Annotated in this window: 17 protein-coding genes and 1 other RNA gene; 7 read left to right on the top strand and 11 right to left on the bottom strand. The window is 71.5% G+C overall.

Annotation, left to right across the window (positions count from 1 at the left end; translation table 11 throughout):
* Positions 1 to 53 precede the first annotated feature (53 nt).
* The gene (locus tag ACFYQ5_RS16650; protein WP_389198033.1) at positions 54 to 665 is read right to left on the bottom strand and encodes a TetR/AcrR family transcriptional regulator; all 612 of its coding nucleotides are present in this window, start codon (positions 663 to 665) and stop codon (positions 54 to 56) included.
* A gap of 106 nt (positions 666 to 771) precedes the next feature.
* On the opposite strand from ACFYQ5_RS16650, the gene ACFYQ5_RS16655 reads away from it, so the two are divergent.
* The 3 genes from ACFYQ5_RS16655 (at position 772) to ACFYQ5_RS16665 (ending at position 4,755) form a co-directional block, all read left to right on the top strand.
* A complete protein-coding gene (locus ACFYQ5_RS16655) occupies positions 772 to 2,226 on the top strand; it encodes an MFS transporter (protein WP_389198034.1) in 1,455 nt (484 codons plus the stop codon).
* A 249-nt stretch (positions 2,227 to 2,475) separates the two neighbouring features.
* Positions 2,476 to 3,378 carry a glycosyltransferase family 2 protein gene (locus tag ACFYQ5_RS16660; RefSeq protein ID WP_389198035.1) on the top strand — a complete coding sequence of 301 codons (903 nt, stop codon included), beginning with the start codon at positions 2,476 to 2,478 and terminating at the stop codon, positions 3,376 to 3,378.
* A gap of 345 nt (positions 3,379 to 3,723) precedes the next feature.
* Positions 3,724 to 4,755 (top strand): 7-epi-alpha-eudesmol synthase, encoded by a 1,032-nt coding sequence (locus ACFYQ5_RS16665; protein WP_389198036.1) that lies wholly within the window; start codon positions 3,724 to 3,726, stop codon positions 4,753 to 4,755.
* 73 nt (positions 4,756 to 4,828) lie between these two features.
* On the opposite strand, the gene ACFYQ5_RS16670 is transcribed toward ACFYQ5_RS16665, so the two are convergent.
* The 6 genes from ACFYQ5_RS16670 to ACFYQ5_RS16695 form a co-directional block, all read right to left on the bottom strand.
* Entirely contained in the window at positions 4,829 to 6,091 is a 1,263-nt protein-coding gene (locus ACFYQ5_RS16670) for a cytochrome P450 (RefSeq protein WP_389198037.1), read from the bottom strand.
* Positions 6,088 to 6,693 (bottom strand): ATP/GTP-binding protein, encoded by a 606-nt coding sequence (locus tag ACFYQ5_RS16675; RefSeq protein ID WP_389198038.1) that lies wholly within the window; start codon positions 6,691 to 6,693, stop codon positions 6,088 to 6,090. Before ACFYQ5_RS16675 ends, ACFYQ5_RS16670 begins: the two co-directional genes overlap by 4 nt.
* Positions 6,674 to 7,045, bottom strand: a complete 372-nt coding sequence (locus ACFYQ5_RS16680; protein WP_389198039.1) for a DUF742 domain-containing protein — start codon at positions 7,043 to 7,045, stop codon at positions 6,674 to 6,676. Before ACFYQ5_RS16680 ends, ACFYQ5_RS16675 begins: the two co-directional genes overlap by 20 nt.
* Complete coding sequence (locus tag ACFYQ5_RS16685; protein ID WP_389198040.1) at positions 7,042 to 7,452, bottom strand: roadblock/LC7 domain-containing protein; 411 nt, start codon at positions 7,450 to 7,452, stop codon at positions 7,042 to 7,044. Before ACFYQ5_RS16685 ends, ACFYQ5_RS16680 begins: the two co-directional genes overlap by 4 nt.
* A gap of 5 nt (positions 7,453 to 7,457) precedes the next feature.
* Positions 7,458 to 9,140 carry a sensor histidine kinase gene (locus ACFYQ5_RS16690; RefSeq protein ID WP_389198041.1) on the bottom strand — a complete coding sequence of 561 codons (1,683 nt, stop codon included), beginning with the start codon at positions 9,138 to 9,140 and terminating at the stop codon, positions 7,458 to 7,460.
* Positions 9,141 to 10,682: 1,542 nt separating this feature from the next.
* Positions 10,683 to 11,063: a hypothetical protein gene (locus tag ACFYQ5_RS16695; RefSeq protein WP_389198042.1), complete on the bottom strand. Its 381-nt coding sequence runs from the start codon at positions 11,061 to 11,063 to the stop codon at positions 10,683 to 10,685.
* Between the two features lie 62 nt (positions 11,064 to 11,125).
* Between ACFYQ5_RS16695 and ACFYQ5_RS16700 the strand changes: the two genes are divergently transcribed.
* Both ACFYQ5_RS16700 and ACFYQ5_RS16705 read left to right on the top strand, forming a co-directional pair.
* Positions 11,126 to 11,476: a type II toxin-antitoxin system Phd/YefM family antitoxin gene (locus tag ACFYQ5_RS16700; RefSeq protein WP_389198043.1), complete on the top strand. Its 351-nt coding sequence runs from the start codon at positions 11,126 to 11,128 to the stop codon at positions 11,474 to 11,476.
* Positions 11,473 to 12,042, top strand: coding sequence for a Fic/DOC family protein (locus ACFYQ5_RS16705; protein WP_389198044.1), 570 nt, complete (start codon positions 11,473 to 11,475; stop codon positions 12,040 to 12,042). Before ACFYQ5_RS16700 ends, ACFYQ5_RS16705 begins: the two co-directional genes overlap by 4 nt.
* Positions 12,043 to 12,367: 325 nt before the next feature.
* On the opposite strand, the gene rnpB is transcribed toward ACFYQ5_RS16705, so the two are convergent.
* The 3 genes from rnpB to ACFYQ5_RS16720 all read right to left on the bottom strand — a co-directional run bounded on the left by rnpB (position 12,368) and on the right by ACFYQ5_RS16720 (position 14,843).
* Positions 12,368 to 12,767: RNase P RNA component class A (gene rnpB / locus ACFYQ5_RS16710), an RNA gene on the bottom strand.
* 18 nt (positions 12,768 to 12,785) lie between these two features.
* Positions 12,786 to 13,295: a TetR/AcrR family transcriptional regulator gene (locus ACFYQ5_RS16715; RefSeq protein WP_389198281.1), complete on the bottom strand. Its 510-nt coding sequence runs from the start codon at positions 13,293 to 13,295 to the stop codon at positions 12,786 to 12,788.
* A 129-nt stretch (positions 13,296 to 13,424) separates the two neighbouring features.
* A complete protein-coding gene (locus tag ACFYQ5_RS16720; protein ID WP_389198283.1) occupies positions 13,425 to 14,843 on the bottom strand; it encodes an RNB domain-containing ribonuclease in 1,419 nt (472 codons plus the stop codon).
* 154 nt (positions 14,844 to 14,997) lie between these two features.
* Here ACFYQ5_RS16720 and yaaA point away from each other — a divergent pair, with 154 nt between their 5' ends.
* Together yaaA and eda are read left to right on the top strand one after the other, a co-directional pair.
* On the top strand, positions 14,998 to 15,798 hold the full coding sequence (yaaA, locus tag ACFYQ5_RS16725) for a peroxide stress protein YaaA (RefSeq protein WP_389198045.1): 801 nt from the start codon (positions 14,998 to 15,000) through the stop codon (positions 15,796 to 15,798).
* A gap of 66 nt (positions 15,799 to 15,864) precedes the next feature.
* On the top strand, positions 15,865 to 16,512 hold the full coding sequence (eda, locus tag ACFYQ5_RS16730) for a bifunctional 4-hydroxy-2-oxoglutarate aldolase/2-dehydro-3-deoxy-phosphogluconate aldolase (protein ID WP_389198046.1): 648 nt from the start codon (positions 15,865 to 15,867) through the stop codon (positions 16,510 to 16,512).
* A 9-nt stretch (positions 16,513 to 16,521) separates the two neighbouring features.
* Here eda and ACFYQ5_RS16735 read toward each other — a convergent pair whose 3' ends face one another.
* Entirely contained in the window at positions 16,522 to 17,307 is a 786-nt protein-coding gene (locus ACFYQ5_RS16735; protein WP_389198047.1) for a TSUP family transporter, read from the bottom strand.
* Between the last annotated feature and the right edge of the window lie 3 nt (positions 17,308 to 17,310).

Below are 17,310 nucleotides of genomic sequence, written 5' to 3' on the forward strand. Positions count from 1 at the left end.
GCGTCGCCCACCCGCCGCCGGTCCCCCGGCACCCGAAGCCGGGCGCACCGGCCTCAGCTCACGTACACGCCCGCCCGCGCCGCGACCGCCGCCGCCCCGGCCGCGCGGTCGGCGACCGCCTCGTCGAGGGGGTCGCCGGTGGCCAGCAACCGGTAGTAGAGGGGCGCCGACACGGCTCTGATCACCTCGCGGGCATCGGTGCCCGGGGGCAGTTCGCCCCGCCCGACCGCCGCGTCGACACAGCCGGCCCACTCCTCGATGCGCACCGCGTAGAAGCGGTGCAGGGCCTCCGCCGTCCGCGCGTCGCACGTCGCCGCCGCGACGACGGCGGCGAAGAGGGGACCCTGGCGGGCGTCGGTCAGTGTCCGCACCACCAGCCGGGCGTTGGCCCGGAGGTCCTCGTCCAGGGACCCGGTGTCCGCGCGCGGGACGGACTGCTCCGCCATGTCCGTCAGCAGGTCGGCCACCAGCCCCGTCGTGGTGGACCAACGCCGGTAGACCGTCGTCTTGCCGACCTCGGCGCGGCGGGCGACGTCGGCGAGGTCGAGCCGGTCGAAACCCTGCTCGACCAGCGCGTCACCGGCCGCACGCAGCACGGACTCCCGCACCCGGGCCGTACGCCCACCGGGCCGGACCGTGCCCGGCTCTCCATCCCCTGCATCCATAACGGGTCTCCAGTTCCATTAGTAAGCCATCCCCTGTTACGGTGACCTCACCCTAACGGAACTACGGAACCGTTAGGCCTCCGGTTCTCCAGGAAAGGGCACCGCAATGTCCACGACCAGCAAGGCATCCGCCACCACGCCCCACCCGGCTCCGGCCCCGCGCATGACCGGCCGGCAGAAGCTCGTCCTCGTCCTCCTCCTCGGCGCACAGTTCATGATCGCTGTGGACTTCTCGATCCTGAACGTCGCCCTGCCCGCTGTCGGCGAGGGCCTCGGGTTCTCCCTCGCCCACCTCCAGTGGATCGCCACCTCCTTCGCCCTCGCGGCCGCCGGATTCACCCTGCTGTTCGGGCGTGTCGCCGATCTCGTCGGCCGTAAGCGCCTGTTCACCGGCGGCATGGTCGTCCTCGGCCTCTCCTCCGTGCTCGGCGGGCTCGCCACCTCCCCCGAGGTCCTGCTCACCGCGCGCGTCCTGCAGGGCCTGGCCACCGCGGCCGTGACCCCGGCCGGACTCGCGCTGCTCACCACGGCGTTCAAGGAGGGCCCGCTGCGTGAGCGCGCCCTCGGCCTCAACGGCGCCCTGATGTCCGCCGGTTTCACGGCGGGGGCGATCCTCGGCGGACTGCTGACCGATCTGCTCTCCTGGCGCTGGGCCTTCTTCATCAACGTCCCCGTCGCCGCGCTCGTCGTCGCCCTGGCCCCGTCCGTGATCACCGACTCGCGGCCGGCCGAGCGGCCGAAGCTCGATCTGCCGGGTGCGGCGACCGTCACCGGCGGTCTGCTGCTCCTCGTCTACGGACTGACGCAGGCGGGCGAGTCCGGCTGGAGCACACCCACCACGCTGACCGCGCTGCTCCTGGGCGCCGCGCTGCTCGTGGGTTTCTGGTTCGTCGAGAAGCGGGCGGCGGCACCTCTGGTCCCCGTGCACATCCTCCGGCGGCGCAGCGTCGTCTGGGGCAACGCCACCGGACTGATCGCCTTCGTCACCGAGACGTCCCTGGTCTTCCTGCTGACGCTCTACCTCCAGGAGGTCCTCGGCTACTCCCCGCTCGCCACCGGCCTCGCCTTCGGCGTCCTGGGCGTCGGCACCGTGATCGGCGGCTTGCTCGGCGGCCGTGCGGTCGGCAGGTTCGGCAACCGGCGCACCATCGTCGTGGGTGGCGTCGTCCAGGCCGCCGCCACCCTGTCCCTCGTGGCGCTCGGCACCTCCGGCGGCTGGATCGCGCTCCTGCTGGCCGCGACCTTCGTCGGCGGCGTCGGCAACATGCTGATGATCGTGGGCTTCATGGTCACCGCCACCTCAGGGCTCCCCGACAAGGAGCAGGGGCTGGCCACCGGGCTGGCCACGATGACGCAGCAGGTCGGCATCACCATGGGCATCCCGGTCATGAGCGCGGTCGTCACCGCGCGGATGGGCACGGACACCGGCCCCGGCGCGGTGCTGTCCGGGGTCTCGGCGGCGGTCCTCGTCAACTCGGCCCTCGTCCTCGCCGGCGCCCTGCTCGCCGGGGCGTTCCTCGGCCGGCCCGGCCGACGGACGCCGGGTGAGGACGCCGGGTGAATACGGCGGGTGACTCGGGGCGTACCCGGGACCGGCGGCCGGCCCGCCGCGAGGGCCTGTTGCGCGGCCGGCAGGAGAGCGGAGGGCGGCGCCGGGACATGCTGATGTGCGCCGGACCGAACGGCGACCGCCCTCCCGATGACCGGGCGCCCACAGGGAGATGAACGGGAGGCGTTACGATCGCGGGCACCGCGGCAGCACCGCGGTACCGAGCCGTCGAAGGCCCAACCGAACTCCTGGAGCCGAGCCTTGTCCGAACCCCGCATCGGCGTTTCCATCGTGACCATGGGAGACCGCCCGCAGCAGGTCGAGGCACTGCTGGCGTCGGTGGCCATGCAGGATGTGCGGCCCTCCCGCGTGGTCGTCGTCGGCAACGGCTCACCGCTCCCCGACTACCGCTCGTTCCCCGGCCTGACGGACCTCTCCGGCGGCGTGACCCTGCTCGAACTCGAGGAGAACCTCGGCTGCCCCGGCGGCCGCAACGAGGCCCTGAAGGCACTCGCCGGCTTCGGCGACGTGGACGTGGTGATCGAACTGGACGACGACGGGCTCCTGGTGGACAAGGACGTGTTCCGCACGGTCCAGGAGCTGTACGCCGCCGACCCGCGCCTCGGCATCGTCGGCTTCCGCATCGCCGACGAACACGGCGAGACCCAGCGCCGGCACGTGCCCCGTCTCCGCGCCAAGGACCCGATGCGCCGCGGCCCGGTCACCGCGTTCCTCGGCGGCGGCCACGCGCTCTCCATGAAGATGCTCGCCGAGACAGGCCCCTGGCCGGCGGAGTTCTTCTTCACGCACGAGGAGACGGACCTGTCCTGGCGGGCGCTCGACGCGGACTGGAAGATCCTCTACGAGCCCGGCCTGCTCCTCCAGCACCCCAAGACCTCCCCGGCCCGGCACGCGGTCTACTACCGCATGACCGCCCGCAACCGCGTCTGGCTGGCCCGCCGCAACCTGCCCCTCCCCCTGGTCCCCGCCTACCTCGGCACCTGGATCCTGCTCACCGCCGCCCGCACCCACTCGGCCACCGGCCTGCGCGCCTGGGCGGCCGGCTTCGCCGAGGGGACGCGTACCGAGTGCGGCGAACGGAACCCGATGCGCTGGCGCACGGTGTGGCGGATGACGCGCCTGGGCCGCCCGCCCCTCGTCTGACCACCGGGCACCGAGCGCCCGCCGCTCAGCCGGCCGCCGTCCACCGGTACGGGCACCGCTCACCGTGCCGATCCCGGTCGTCCACATGCGCCCCCAGCACTGGCTGAGCTCCGGCCCCGGCGGGGCGTGAGCCGTGCGGACGAGGCAGTCACGGGCGCCCTGAGCGCCTGACATCCTTCGAATCGATCTTGTGGCATAGATCGTTTAGGGTCTGGGCAGCCTGAATGCGCACCTGACGGGTCATCAATTCCGTTCTCAAAACGTGCACTTCAAGCCAATGGGCATCAATTTCGATCGCCCTGTCGCAGGGGCGGGGGCCTGCGAATCGCCCAAGAGAGGACGCCAATGCCGCAGGACGTCACATTCGACCTCCCCTTCAGGACCCCGGTCAGCCAGCATCTCGCCTACGCCCAGGAGCGCCATCTGCGCTGGGTGTGGGAGATGGGCCTGGTGCGCAGCCAGGCCGGCTTCGAGGAGTACTGCTCCTGGGACCTGCCCCAGGCTGCCGCGCGGACGTACCCTCACGCCTCGGCCGATGACATGGTCGTCCTGATGAACTGGTTCTCCCTCGCCTTCTTGTTCGATGACCAGTTCGACTCCGGGAGCCCCGATCGCGCGGACCGGATAGCGGAGGTCGCGCGGGAACTGATAGCCACTCCGCTGCGTCCCGCCGGGACGACTCCGCGTGTGGTCTGCCCGATCACCGTGGCCTGGGCCGAGGTCTGGGCCCAGCTCTCGGACGGCATGTCCCTGACCTGGCGGACCCGGTTCGCCGCCTCCTGGGGGCGCTTCCTCGTGGCGCACACCGAAGAGGTCGACCTGGCGGCCAAGGGCCGGGCCGGGACCCTCGGTATCGAGGAGTACGCGGAGTTCCGCCGCCGCACCGTGGGCATCCACCACAGCATCGACGCCGGCGAGCGCAGCCGCGGCTTCGAGGTGCCGGCGCAGGTGCAGGCGCACGGGCTGATGGTCAGGATGCGTGACCTGGCCGCGGACACGATCGGGTTCATGAACGACATCCACTCCTTCGAGCGCGAGAAGCGCCGGGGGGACGGTCACAACCTCATCGCCGTCCTGCACCGCCAGCGCGGGTGCACGTGGGAGGAGGCCGCCGACGAGGCGTACCGGATGACCACGGCATGCCTCGACGAGTACCTCGGACTCGAGGCCCTCGTCCCGGGGATGTGCGAGGAGCTCGGCCTCGGCGCCGAACAGCGGGACCAGGTGCGGATGGGCGTGGAAGCCATCCAGCACTGGATCAACGGCAACTACGAGTGGGCGCTGACCTCGGGCCGGTACTCCGCCGCGAAGGAGGGGCCGGCCGCCACCGCCGAGTTGGCGGGCCGGGGATCGCTGGACGATCTGCTCGCCGTCTGACACGACGTTCCCGCCCGGCCGGAGGATCCGGCCGGGCGGGAACGTGGAGCGGGACGTCGGGTCCCGTCCGGCCCTACGCGGACTGCGCGGCGAATTCGACCGGGAGTGCGTCCAGACGCGCTTCCCAGGTGGAGGCGGTCGAGGTGAGCTCCCCCCTGGGTACGGACAGGCGCACTCCGGGCAGCCGGTGCAGCAGGACGTCGACGGCGATCTCGATGATGGCCTGGCCGATGTTCTGACCGGGGCATTCGTGCGGACCGCCGCTGAACGCGAGGTGCGACTGGTTGCCGTGCACGGAGACGCCCGAGTCGGGCCGGATCTCCGGGTCGAGGTTGCCCGCGGCGAGCCCGAGCACCAGCAGGTCGCCCTCCTTGATCTGCGCGCCGCCGAGTTCGAGGTCCGCGGTCGCGAAACGCCCCGGGAGGACTGCCAGCGGCGGGGAGTTCCACATGACTTCCTCTACGACCGCGGAGACGTTCAGCTGGCCGCTGACGAGCCCCGCGAGCCTGGTGGCGTCGGTGAAGATCAGCTCCAGCACCCGGGCCAGCAGGTTGCTGGTCGTGGTGTGCGCGGTGATCAGCACCAGGCGGAGATGGCTGAGGATCTCGTCCTCGTCGAGGCCGGCGCCGTGTCCGAGCAGCCCGGTGGTGAAGTCGGGTCCGGGTTCGGCGCGCTTGCGTTCGGCGAGCTCCCCCAGGATCCGCATGATGCGTTCGTTGTGCTCGAGGGCGTCCGGGCCGCCCTTGATGACCTGGGCGCAGGAGACCGCGAGGCTGCGCCCCTCGGCCGCAGGGAGCCCGAACAGGCGCGTCAGCACGAGCATCGGCAGGTACTCGGCGTACTCGCCCACCAGGTCGGCGCTGCCCTTCCCGGCGAACGCGTCGATCTGCTTGTTCGCGAAGTGCGTGACATGGCGCCGGATACCGCGCCCCGCGAGGGTGTCCAGGTTGTCGGTGACGGCCCTGCGCAGCCTGCGGTGCGGCTCACCGTCCTGGGACACGCAGTCGGGACGCCAGCCGAGCATCTGGATCAGCGGCGAGGTCTCCTCGACACCCCCTTCCCGCCATTCCCGCCAGATGCGCGAATCCCGGCTGAACTGGAGGGGGTTGTCGAGCACCCGCCGGTTCTCCCGGTAGCCGAGGACCAGCCAGGCGCGGACGTCTCCCTCCAGGAGCACGGGTGCCACGGCTCCGTACTCCTTGCGCAGCCGTCCGTAGATGCCCTGCGGGTCGATCGCCGCGTCCGGTCCGTACAACCGGATCAGGTCGCCGGCGCCGCCGTGCATGACGGGGCAGCCGCGGACTGCGTCCGCGTCGTCGGCCGTACGATCGGTCATCGGGGCTCCAGAGCGATGGCAGAACGTGCCTTGAGGTGACGTATCAGCGCGATCAGCACGTCACGGCTGGAGGTCCGGTCACGGGCGTCGCAGGTCACGACCGGGGTGTGCTCGGGGATGTCCAGCGCGTCACGTATCTCTTCGACCGGGTGGTCCTTGGAATCGGGGAACACGTTCAGGGCGATGACGAACGGCACGTTCTGGCGCTCCATCTCCTCGATGGCCCGGAAGCTGGAGGCCAGTCGCCGGGTGTCCACCAGGACCACGGCCCCGAGTGCACCCTTGAACAGGCCGTTCCACAGGAACCAGAAACGTTCCTGCCCCGGCGTCCCGAACAGGTACAGCACCAGCTCCTCGTTGATGCCGATCTTGCCGAAGTCGAGGCTGACGGTGGTCTGCTGCTTGTCCGCCACGCCGATCAGATCGTCGACGTCCACGCTCGCCTGGGTCAGCGTCTCCTCGGTGGTCAGCGGTTTGATGTCGCTGACCGAGCGCACCAGGGTGGTTTTCCCGGTACCGAAACCGCCCGCGATCATCACCTTGACCGAGCGGGTGCCGCCTCCGGCCTGCCGGTCGGAACGGTCAAAGCCTTTGAAGTCCACTGAGTACCTCCTCAAGCAGCGCGAGGTCGGGCCCGCGGCCGACTCGTGACGCGGGGATGGGATCACGGGCCTCGACGCGGCCTGCGTCCAGCAGATCGGCCAGGAGCACCGCGAGAATGTTGAAGGGCAATCCGAGATGGGCGCCGAGTTCGGCCACCGACAGCGGATCGCGGCAGCGCCGGAGTATCTCCTCGTGCTCATGCTGCAGGCCGGGCTCGGCTGCGGCACGGGAGATGATGAGGGTCGCCACGTCCAGGGTCGCCGCAGAACCACCCGGTCCGCTGCGCCCCCCGGTGAGGACGTAGTAGCGCTCGAGACCGGGCGGGTCCGTGGGCCGGCGGGGACCACTCATCCAGGGTTCTCCTCCAGGCGCGGACTGGTGCCGAGGAGCTCACCCATCCTCCGCGCCAGGTCCCTCATCTGATGGCCGAGCAGGCCCTGGTCGAGCCCTTCCCTGGCCAGAACGCCGAGGTACGTCTCCACACCGGCCCGCACCACGAAGAGATGACCGCCGTCGACCTCGATCATCGCGAGGCGGAGCTGCCCCGCGTACTTGGGGAACTGCTCGGCGACGGGCTGCGCGAGCGCCTGCAGGCCCGCGACCACGGCGGCGAAGCGGTCCACGTCGTCGGGGTCGTCGGCGCCGTAGGAGGTGATGGCCTTGCCGTCGCTGGAGGCCACGAGGGCGAAGCGGATCTCCCGGATGCTCTCCGTCAGATCCCGGAGCGCCCAGCTCACGTCGGTTCCCTGTTGCGTCATGTGGACTAGTCGCTCTCTTCAGTGCGGTTGGACTCGCGGCCGGCAGTCGTCTCGCGGGCGCCCGGTCCGGCGTCCGCAGTCGTCCCCCCTGGTGGACCGCTCTCGCGCCCGGCCGTGGCGAAGGCGGCGAGGCCGGCGAACGACGCGTCCGGCGGCACGGCGACCACGGAGTCCGCGGTCCGGTCGGGGTCGTTCCGCCGGGCGGCCGGCGTGTCGGCCCGCCTGCTCCTGCGTCGTGGCAGACCGCCGGGCGTGGTGTCCACGGCTTCGGTGACCTCGGCGGCTTCGGTGCTTTCGGCGGGGACGGCGGTCTCTGCCGGCACGTGGACCGGCTCAGCCCTTTGCACGGCGGGCCTGACCGGCTCGATGGTGGGGGCCGACAGATGGCTGAAGTACTTGTGCGGAATCACCACGACCACGGAGGTGCCGAGCCACGGCGAGTCCGCGAAGGTGACCCGGATGCCGTAACGGCGCGCGAGGGCGCCCACCACGCGCAGGCCCAGGTTGGCCTCCTCCGAGATGCCACCGATGCCGGGGCCCTGCGAGGTACCCGCGAGGGCCTGCTCCGCCTCGCGCTTGCGCTCGTCGCTCAGGCCCTTGCCCGCGTCCTGGATCTCGACGCCGACACCGTTGGGCACCTCCTTGCCGGAGACGACCACGGGCTCGGTGGGCGGCGAGTAGCGCGCCGCGTTGTCCAGGAGGTGGGCGAAGATCAGGGTGAGGTGGTCCACCAGACCACCGTCGACGCCTAGTTCGGGCAGGTGCCGGACCTGGATGCGGTTGAAGTCCTTGATGCGCCCGATGCCGCCCCGGACCACGCTGAGCAGTCGCTGCGGCTCCTGCCACTGCCGTCCGGGCCGGTCCGAACCACCGAGTACGCCGATGCTGGCGGCGAGACAGTCGGCGGGACCGATCTCCTGGTCCAGTTCCATGAGGCCCTGGGCCACCGCGGGCAGCCGCCCGTGTTCGCCCTGCATCTCGTGCAGCCGGCCGCGGAGCCGTCCTGTCAGCACGTGGATCCGGCTGCCGATGCCGACCACGGCCTGTTCGGCCGACGTGGAGCGGTTCAGCTCCTCCTCCACACCGAGCAATGCGGTGCGCAGGACCTTGCGCAGCGCGGCGCGCATCTCCGGGGTCGCGTCGGGCTCCTGGCCGGACTCCGCCAGGATGTCGTCGATGGCCTCGCCGTCCCGCAGCCGCTTGACCGCTTCGGGGAGGTGGCTGTCGCCGAGCCTGACGACCACGTCCTGCTGGAGTGCGAGCCGCTTCTCCGTTGCGCGGGCCCGTTCGGCGATGCCGGTCTCGTACGCCTGCGTGTGCTCCGCGAGCCTGGCCTCGAACGTGGCTGCCTGCTGGCCCAGTTGCAACTCGAGGGCGGAGCGCTCGGCCGCGAAGCGCTGCTCCCTGCTCTGCACATCCGCGTACCGTTGCTGGGAGTGCTCGGTCTGAGCCGAGCGGAAGTCGTCGTTCGCGCGCCGGAGTCGGGACCGGGTCCGCACGAGGAGCTGTACACAGACCGTGCCGGCGACGGTGACCGCCGCGCCTGCGAACGTCGCGGGTATCTGGACCTCATCGGGTCCCGCCACCGCGGTGACAACGGTTCCGGCCCCTAAAGCGAGCGGCATCAGCCACCAGCCGTACCAGGCGACGGGAGCACGTGCCGCCGGGGGTGGAGTGGCAAGTTCCATCTGCATCCTTCGAGAGCAACACAATCGAACAGTGGGGGAGGGTCGCGTTGTCGCCACGCACGCCGAGCGGGCAGCGCGGCGACCGACCGAGTTCGAGTCAACTCGCCGCGCCGCAAAGAAGCCTATCGGGTTACGGATGCCTGTGATCAACTTGCCTCCGCAGACCGGAGGGGATGCGGTCAGGCTCTGGCCGGAACCAGACGGCCCGCGTGGCACCGACGGGCGACGAACAACACCGGCCCCGGGGGGCGGACTCCGGCATGCGCGGATGGATCCGCCCGGAACGGTGAACCACCGAATGACCGGAAAGGGCCTCCCACGCAGCTCGGAGGCCCTTCGCTCGACGCGCCCCCGGCTCGGCCTGAGAGTACGGGAGGGCAGCCGGCCGGAAGCAGAACGGGCACCCTCTCCGCGACTTCGGGCGCCCGCTTCGCTCCAGGGCCTACGCGTGCCCGCGCCGCCCCACCCGCATGAACAACGGTGCTGCGCAAGCTGGTTGAGGCGGCGTCACCAGTTCTTGTACTGGACCACGCCGATCGAGAACCAGCAACGCCCAGCCTGACCGTCACCCCGAAGGCGCAGAGATCTCCGGCGCTTCGCGCCTCCGGGCCCAGGATCGCATTCCCGCCCGGCCTGAAGGCCGGGATTCCCTGCGAAGAACAAGGGATGGATGGATCCCTTCCGGCCGCGCCGGCCGGATGCGCCGGCGCACCGTTGTCGGCTACGCGAGTGGTTCCTGTTTCCGATGACCGAAGTCCGTCTCGGGATCGGCACCTCTCGATTGAAGCGGGCATCGGGAAGGGAGGAATCCGTGAAATCGCCGGGCCGCGTCACCGGCCGGCCGCTTCCGGTGGACCGCGCGGCTTCGCCCGGCCCGAGTCCGCGCGGTCCGGGGAAGGGAGCGGGGGCGCGTGCACTGCCCTGCTCGTCCTGACGAGCAGAAACGGACAGGGAGTTCGTGCGCCTGTCCCCTGACCCGCAGTCACGCGGGCCGGAAGACCTGGCGGCAGACGAGTGGGGCTGTACGCCGGGGAGAATCACCACAACGCTATGACCTGCGCAAACGTTCAGGGAGGGCGCTTCCGTGGCTACTTCGATGGCTACGTGAGAAGGCGCCCCCGCGCCGGAGCGGTCCGGACGGATGGCGTCCCGCCGGTGTAGCCGATCAAGGTGCCGGAATCCGCAGGTCGGGGTGTTGGCCCCGCCGGACCGAAGGTTCAACCCGCCTCAACAGGGCGCCTCGTGGACTGCCGCCTCCGCGGAGATCGTCAAGGGCCTCGTACCGGAATGTTTAACCCTTGATCCCCTGCACCACGACGCGGGACGCGACCTCCGGACGGGGGCTTCGTCGTTATCGGAGTTCAGACGGTCTGCTCGATGCACTCGAAGATGACCGAGTCCGTCTCCTGCTGCCAGGTCGTCCGTCCAGCTTCTTGCCGATGAATCCCGAGTTCGGCCGGTCGGCCGGACCAAGCATCGTCTCCGCGTACTGCACGACCTGATCGACGTCACCCCGGTGGGCCCCGAGGACTGCAAGGTCGCTCAGTACGGCGGCGCGACGGCGCAGGGACAGTGGTTGGGCGAGGGCTGCGGTGAGGGCATCTTCCGCGAGGTCGGGACGGCCGAGCTGGAGATGGCAAGCCCCCGTTCCTCGGGGAGGCGGGAACCGTCGAAGCGGAGCCGGCCGCCGTTGTGGGAGTGGTCGTCGAGGGAGTGCACCTTCTCGGTTTCGTCGAGGGCCCGGGCGCAGCCGTCGATGTCACCCATGGCCGCGCACACCTGCAGATGCTGGCCGAAGGCTCCGAACTCCAGGACCGTGTTACGGCCGGCGCGTACGTCGTACGAGCTCTGGGCGGAGGTCTGCGGCGCCTCGTTCAACGAATGCGGCGGCACGCCGGGGGCGGCGGGCAGGTATGGCGGCATCCCACCAGAATCCGTACTAGAATCTGTACAGAATCAAGACTCTATATGGGTACGGTGACAGCATGGAGATCCCCGAGGTCGTGACCGTCAGCGACGCCCGCGCCAGACTGTCGCGGATCCTGACCGACCTGTCGGAGTCCGGCGCGGATGCCGACCCGGTCCTGATCGGCGCCCACCGCAAGCCCCAGGGCGTCCTCCTGTCCGTCGAGGCCTTCGAAGCACTGAGCGGCCGAGCGGCACGACGTGCGGCCGTCGCCTCGGCCACCGGCTCCATCGAGGCCGAAGGGCTCCACGCCTCCGAGGCCTCCGACCGCGACACCGAGGCGTACGTGAAGGGCGATGTCGACGCGGACACCCTTGTCGCCCGCGCGATCGCCCGCCACCGACAGACTTCGGAGCGGCGGGCAGGGTGAACGATCCGTACGCCATGCCCAACGGCGTGCTGCGCAACAAGCTCGGCATCACCGACCATCAACTGCTCGCGGCAGCAGAGGCGGACATCACCCGGGCGCGCCTCGTCATGCTCGCCGAACGCCCCCTACCCGGCGCGTACGACCTCGGCCATCTGCAAGCGTGCCATGCCGCGATCTTCGGCGACATCTATCCGTGGGCAGGCGAGTTACGCACCGTGAACATCGCCAAGCGCACACCCTTCTGCCCGGCGAGAAACCTGGTGCCCTACGCCGGAGAGGTATTCGGCCGTCTCGCCTCCTCCGGTCAGCTTCAGAATCTCCCCCGGCAGGAATTCGTCATCCAACTGGCCACGTTGTACGGCGACCTGAACGTCCTCCACCCGTTCCGCGAGGGCAACGGCCGTGCCCAGCGGGCGTTCCTTGCCCAACTCAGCGCCGACGCGGGATACGCCCTGAACTGGTCGGGCATGGACCCACAACGCAACGAGGACGCCTCAGTGAAGAGCTTCCTCGGTGACAACAATCTGTTGGAACAGCTACTCGACGAGCTGGTCACCACGAACTGACGCCCGTCACTCCGGTCGGCAAGGATCCTCGAAAGGGCGTTGCGCCCCTCCGCTCCAGGGACTTCTCAGGGACTCTCAGCTCTGCCCGAGGTACTTTTCGCCGCCTGACGCAGCAAGCCCCTTGAGATGCAATTCCCGCCGTCCGTACGGTCGTTGGCGTGACGGAGTCAGCCGAAGCACTGAAGACCGCCCCGCCCCTCGACCGGACTGCCGTCCTCGCCGAGGTCCGCGCTGTCGCGGCTCCCCGGCTGGCGGTTCCCGATGTGGCGGACAGCGGACGGCACACCGAGATCGTGCCTTTCCCAGGCAAAGCCGCAGGTGGCGGCAGACGAGTCGGGCTGTACGCCGGGTTCTGTCGCCCGGTCGCCTCGCGGCGGCCGGGGAGACGGCCATCCATCTAGGACCGGCATTGCTGCCGGTCTCGTGCGGTCTACCCGCGAACTCGGGCGGGCAGCCCTCGGACGTTCGCGCAGGAGCACCGGGGTGCTCCCTCTTGACCTTGCTCCGGGTGGGGTTTACCTAGCCGCCTGAGTCACCTCAGGCGCTGGTGGTCTCTTACACCACCGTTTCACCCTTACCGAGGACCGAGGTCCCCGGCGGTCTGTTTTCTGTGGCACTGTCCCGCGGGTCACCCCGGGTGGCCGTTAGCCATCACCCTGCCCTGTGGAGCCCGGACGTTCCTCGGGAGGATCCGGGGATCCTCACGCGGCCGTCCGCCCGGCTCGTCTGCCGTGGTGACCATGCTACCCGGCGGGGGCGGCGGTGAAGGCCGCGATGCCGGCCTCCCAGGCCGCCGAGAGGTCGGCGCCCGGAGGGAAGCGGCCGTTGAGTTCCAGGACCACCATGCCGTGGGCGAAGGCCCAGGCCGCCCGGGCCCGGTCCTCGTCGCCACCGGCGGCACGGAACAGCGGGGCGGCCGCCGCGTCCGCCGCTCCCGCCGTGGGGAAGGTGCGGCCCATGGTGAGGAGATAGAGGTGCGGGTGGGCCAGCGCGTAGGTGCGGTACGCGGTGGCGAGCGCGGAGAAGGATCCCGGGGCCGCCGCCTCGGCGGCGGCCAGGACCCCGGCGGTCTCCCGGAGCATCTCGGCGGCCAGGGCCGCCACCACGGACGACTTGTCCGGGAAGTGCTTGTAGAGGGACGACGCCTTGACGCCCACCCGGTCGGCCAGCCGTCGCATGGTGAGCGCTTCGGGGCCCTCCGCCTCCAGCAGGGCACGCGCGGCGGCGATGATCTGCCGGGGCCGGCCGGTCATGGGGGCGGTGGCGAGGTCACGCACGCATGAGACCTTCCCTGGTACGGAGTCGGTACGCAGTCCGTAGCCGAGGACGTGATCGTACGAGATGCGGACAAGCCGGTCGTCGGGGACCTCTGCGGCCGGCGCTCACACGGGGGCGAACAGCGCCTTCGACGTGCCCGGGGCTGCCCGGGTGAGGCGGACCCGTAGTCGTTCACCCAGGGGGAGAGGGGCGGCGGCCTCGACACGGGCGACGATCGCCGGGTCCTCGATGTGGACGGTGCCGACGGTGGGGTCGTTGTCCTTGACGTCGATCACATAGCCGTCGAAGACCTCGCCGACCCGGTCCGCGACGAGTGCCGCCTCGACCAGGTCGACGCACTCGCGCTCCACGGTGTTCGCGCGGCGGGTCCCCTCGGCCATCTCCTCCGGCAGGCCGGGCAACGCCTGCAGCACCCATTCCGGCGGCTCACGCCCGGCGGTCGCGGCGAGGCACAGTTCGGCGGCGTAACGGTCGACGAGCCGTCGCAGCGGCGCGGTGCAGTGCGTGTAGAGCTCGGCGACGGCGGCGTGCACGGCGGGGGTGGGGAGGTCGCCGTGCTCGAACACGCTGTAGCCGGCGCCGCGCAGGAGCGTGGTGCACTCCTGGAGGAACGCCGCGTGGTTGCCCCGCGTGGGGTCGAGGGAGCGCACCACTCCGGCGTACGGGACGTGGTGCGGCCAGTCGATGTGCAGGGCCTCGGCGGAGCGTCGGAGCCGGGCGACCGCGCCGTCGGGGGCGACCGGCAGCGTACGGAGGATGCCGGTGCCGGAGTCCCGCATGATCCCGGCGGCCGCCATGCCGGTGAGCAGGGAGATCTGGGCGTTCCAGCCGTCGGCGGGCACGGGCGCGCGGTAGTCGAGGCCGTAGGCGCCGTCGCGTTCGACGATCTCCTGCTCGGGTACGTCGAGCGAGATGCCGCCCCGGGCGATCTCCTGCTGCTCGCGCAGCAGGCCGATGTCCCTGAGCAGGGCGAGGGGTTCCTCGGCCGTACCGGCGTCGATCTGCCGCTGGACGCCCCTGTAGTCGAGCTTCGCGCGGCTGCGCACGAGGGCCCGGCGGACCTCGGCAGCGACGGTACGGCCCTCCGTGTCGAGGTCGATCCGCCAGAGCGCGGCAGGACGGGTCTCGCCGGGGAGGAGGCTGGCGGCTCCCTCGGAGAGCACCGGGGGGTGCAGGGGGACCTTGCCGTCGGGGAAGTACAGGGTCGTCACCCGCTGGTGGGCCTCGCCGTCCAGCGCTCCGCCGGGCCGGACGAAGGCGGCGACGTCGGCGATGGCGTAGTGCACCCGGAAGCCGTGCGGGCGCCGCTCCAGGCACATCGCCTGGTCGAGGTCCCTGGAGCCCGGCGGGTCGATGGTGAGGAACGGCAGGTCGGTGGCGTCCTGGTTGCCGGACAGGTCCGGAGACCTCACCGCGTCCCCCGCCTCGGCGAGGACGGCGGGCGGGAAGCCGGCGGGCAGACCGAGCTCGGTGCGCAGCGCGCGCAGGGCCGCCCGGAGCGGGGTGCCGTCCGTGCCGGTCATGTGGAGGTGGCGGCGGGGCATGCCACCGAGCGTAGGCCGGGGCGGTGGGGTCGGCATCCCGGTCTCCGGGACGGCTCCGGGCGGTCCGGCCCGTACCCTTGCCGGGGGCTCCCACCCGCGCGGGGCCCTGTGCCGCGTATGAAGGAGAACCCCCGTGCTCGTGCTGTTGCCGCCCTCCGAAGGTAAGGCCGCCTCGGGGCGCGGGGCACCGCTGAAGCCGGAGTCCCTGTCCCTGCCGGGTCTCGCCGACGCCAGGGCCGCGGTCCTCGACGAGCTGGTCGACCTGTGCCTGGCGGACGAGGACAAGGCCCGTGAGGTGCTGGGCCTGAGCGAGGGGCTGCGCGGCGAGATCGCGAAGAACGCCGAGCTGCGGACGGCCGGGGCCCGGCCCGCCGGGGAGATCTACACCGGGGTGCTCTACGACGCCCTCGGCCTGGCCACGCTGGACGCGGCTGCCGAGCGGCGGGCCGGGACGTCGCTGCTGGTCTTCTCCGGGCTGTGGGGCGCGGTGCGGGTGGGCGACCGTATCCCCTCGTACCGCTGCTCGATGGGGGTGAGGCTGCCGGGGCTCGGCGCGCTGAACGCGTACTGGCGCGCCCCGATGGCGTCGGTCATGCCGGAGGCGGCCGGGGACGGGCTGGTCCTGGATCTGCGTTCGTCGGCGTACGCCGGCGCGTGGAAGCCGACGGGCGAGGTCGCGGAGCGCACGGCGCGTGTGCGGGTGCTCCAGTCCCAGAGGGTGAACGGGGTGGAGAAGCGGTCCGTGGTCAGCCACTTCAACAAGGCGACGAAGGGGCGGATGGTCCGCGATCTGCTGCTGGCCGGGGCCCGGCCGAAGGGCCCTGCGGAGCTGGTGGAGGTGCTGCGCGACCTCGGTTACGTGGTGGAGTCACAGGCTCCCGAGCGGGCGGGGCGGTCGTGGGCACTCGATGTGGTGGTCACCGAGATCCACTGACACACCGCGTTGCAGCATGCGCAACGCGCGTTGCGCAGTGTGCGGTTCTCGCGGCAGGATGAGTCCATGACCTCCTCCGCGCCCGCCGCCGTGTCCACTTCCGTCCTGGACCTCGCCCCCGTCGTTCCCGTCGTCGTGCTGGAGGACGCGGCCGACGCGGTGCCGCTGGCCCGTGCGCTCGTCGCGGGCGGGCTGCCCGCGATCGAGGTCACGCTGCGGACGGCCGCGGCCCTCGACGCGATCCGGGCGATCGCCGCGGAGGTCCCCGAAGCCGTGGTGGGCGCCGGCACGGTGATCTCCCCGGCGCACGTGACCGCGACGGTCGCGGCCGGAGCGCGCTTCCTGGTCAGCCCCGGCTGGACGGACGCCCTGCTGGACGCGATGAAGGCCTCGGGCGTGCCGTTCCTTCCGGGCGTCTCGACGACGTCCGAGGTGGTCGCGCTGCTGGAGCGCGGGGTCACCGAGATGAAGTTCTTCCCGGCCGAGGCCGCGGGCGGCACCGCCTATCTGAAGGCGCTGGCCTCCCCGCTCCCCCAGGCCCGGTTCTGCCCGACGGGCGGCATCTCGCTCGCCTCGGCGCCGTCCTACCTGGCCCTGCCCAACGTCGGCTGCGTGGGCGGCAGTTGGATGGTGCCTGGTGACGCGGTGGCGGCGAAGGACTGGGCGCGCGTGGAGCGGCTGGCAGCGGAGGCGTCGGCGCTCAGCCGCGGCTGAGCCCAGCGCTCAGCTCACGGCCTGGACGGCGTACAGCGCGCCGATGCCCAGGGCGAGGGAGCCCAGCAGGAGCCGCAGTGCCGTCTCGGGGAGACGGGGCTGGAGGCGGGCTCCGAGGTAGCCGCCGCAGAGTCCGCCGAGTCCGCAGGCGAGGCCGAGGGCCCAGTCGGGCGCGATGTCGCCCGTGACGGTCAGCGACAGCAGGGCGTACGTGCCCGCCCCCGCGAGGGAGGTCACGAACGTGCAGGCGAGGGCCGCGGGCGCGACCTTCGCGACCGGGACCCCGCGCCCGACGAGGATCGGCCCGAGCAGCGAGCCGCCACCGATCCCGTAGACCCCTCCCGCGATGCCGACGGCCAGCGCGAGACCGGTGGTGGCGCGGGGCGAGGGCTGCGCGGCGGCGGCGCTGCGGCGCGAGGGGCGCAGGGTCCGGGCACACAGCCACGCGCCCAGCGGGAGCAGCAGGACGGCGATGAACAGCCGGAAGACCGCCGGGCCGGGCACCGCGAAGACCCGGACCACCGCGCCGATCACCACCCCCGGCACCGCGCCCACGACGAGCAGCCGGGTCAGCGGTCCGCGCAGCCGGCCGCTGTTGCGGTAGCGCAGGAGGGCGCCGGGGCACGACACCACGTTGTACAGCAGGTTGGTGGGGGTCACCGCGGGACTCGGCACACCGAGCAGACTGACCTGCACCGGCAGCAGGAACACCGCACCGGACACGCCCACGGGCGCGGTGGTGACCGAGATCAGCAGCCCGGCGAGGAAGCCGAGCAGCCCCGAGGACCAGGTCACGCG

This window comes from Streptomyces sp. NPDC005794, assembly GCF_042871445.1.
Taxonomy (GTDB): Bacteria; Actinomycetota; Actinomycetes; order Streptomycetales; family Streptomycetaceae; genus Streptomyces.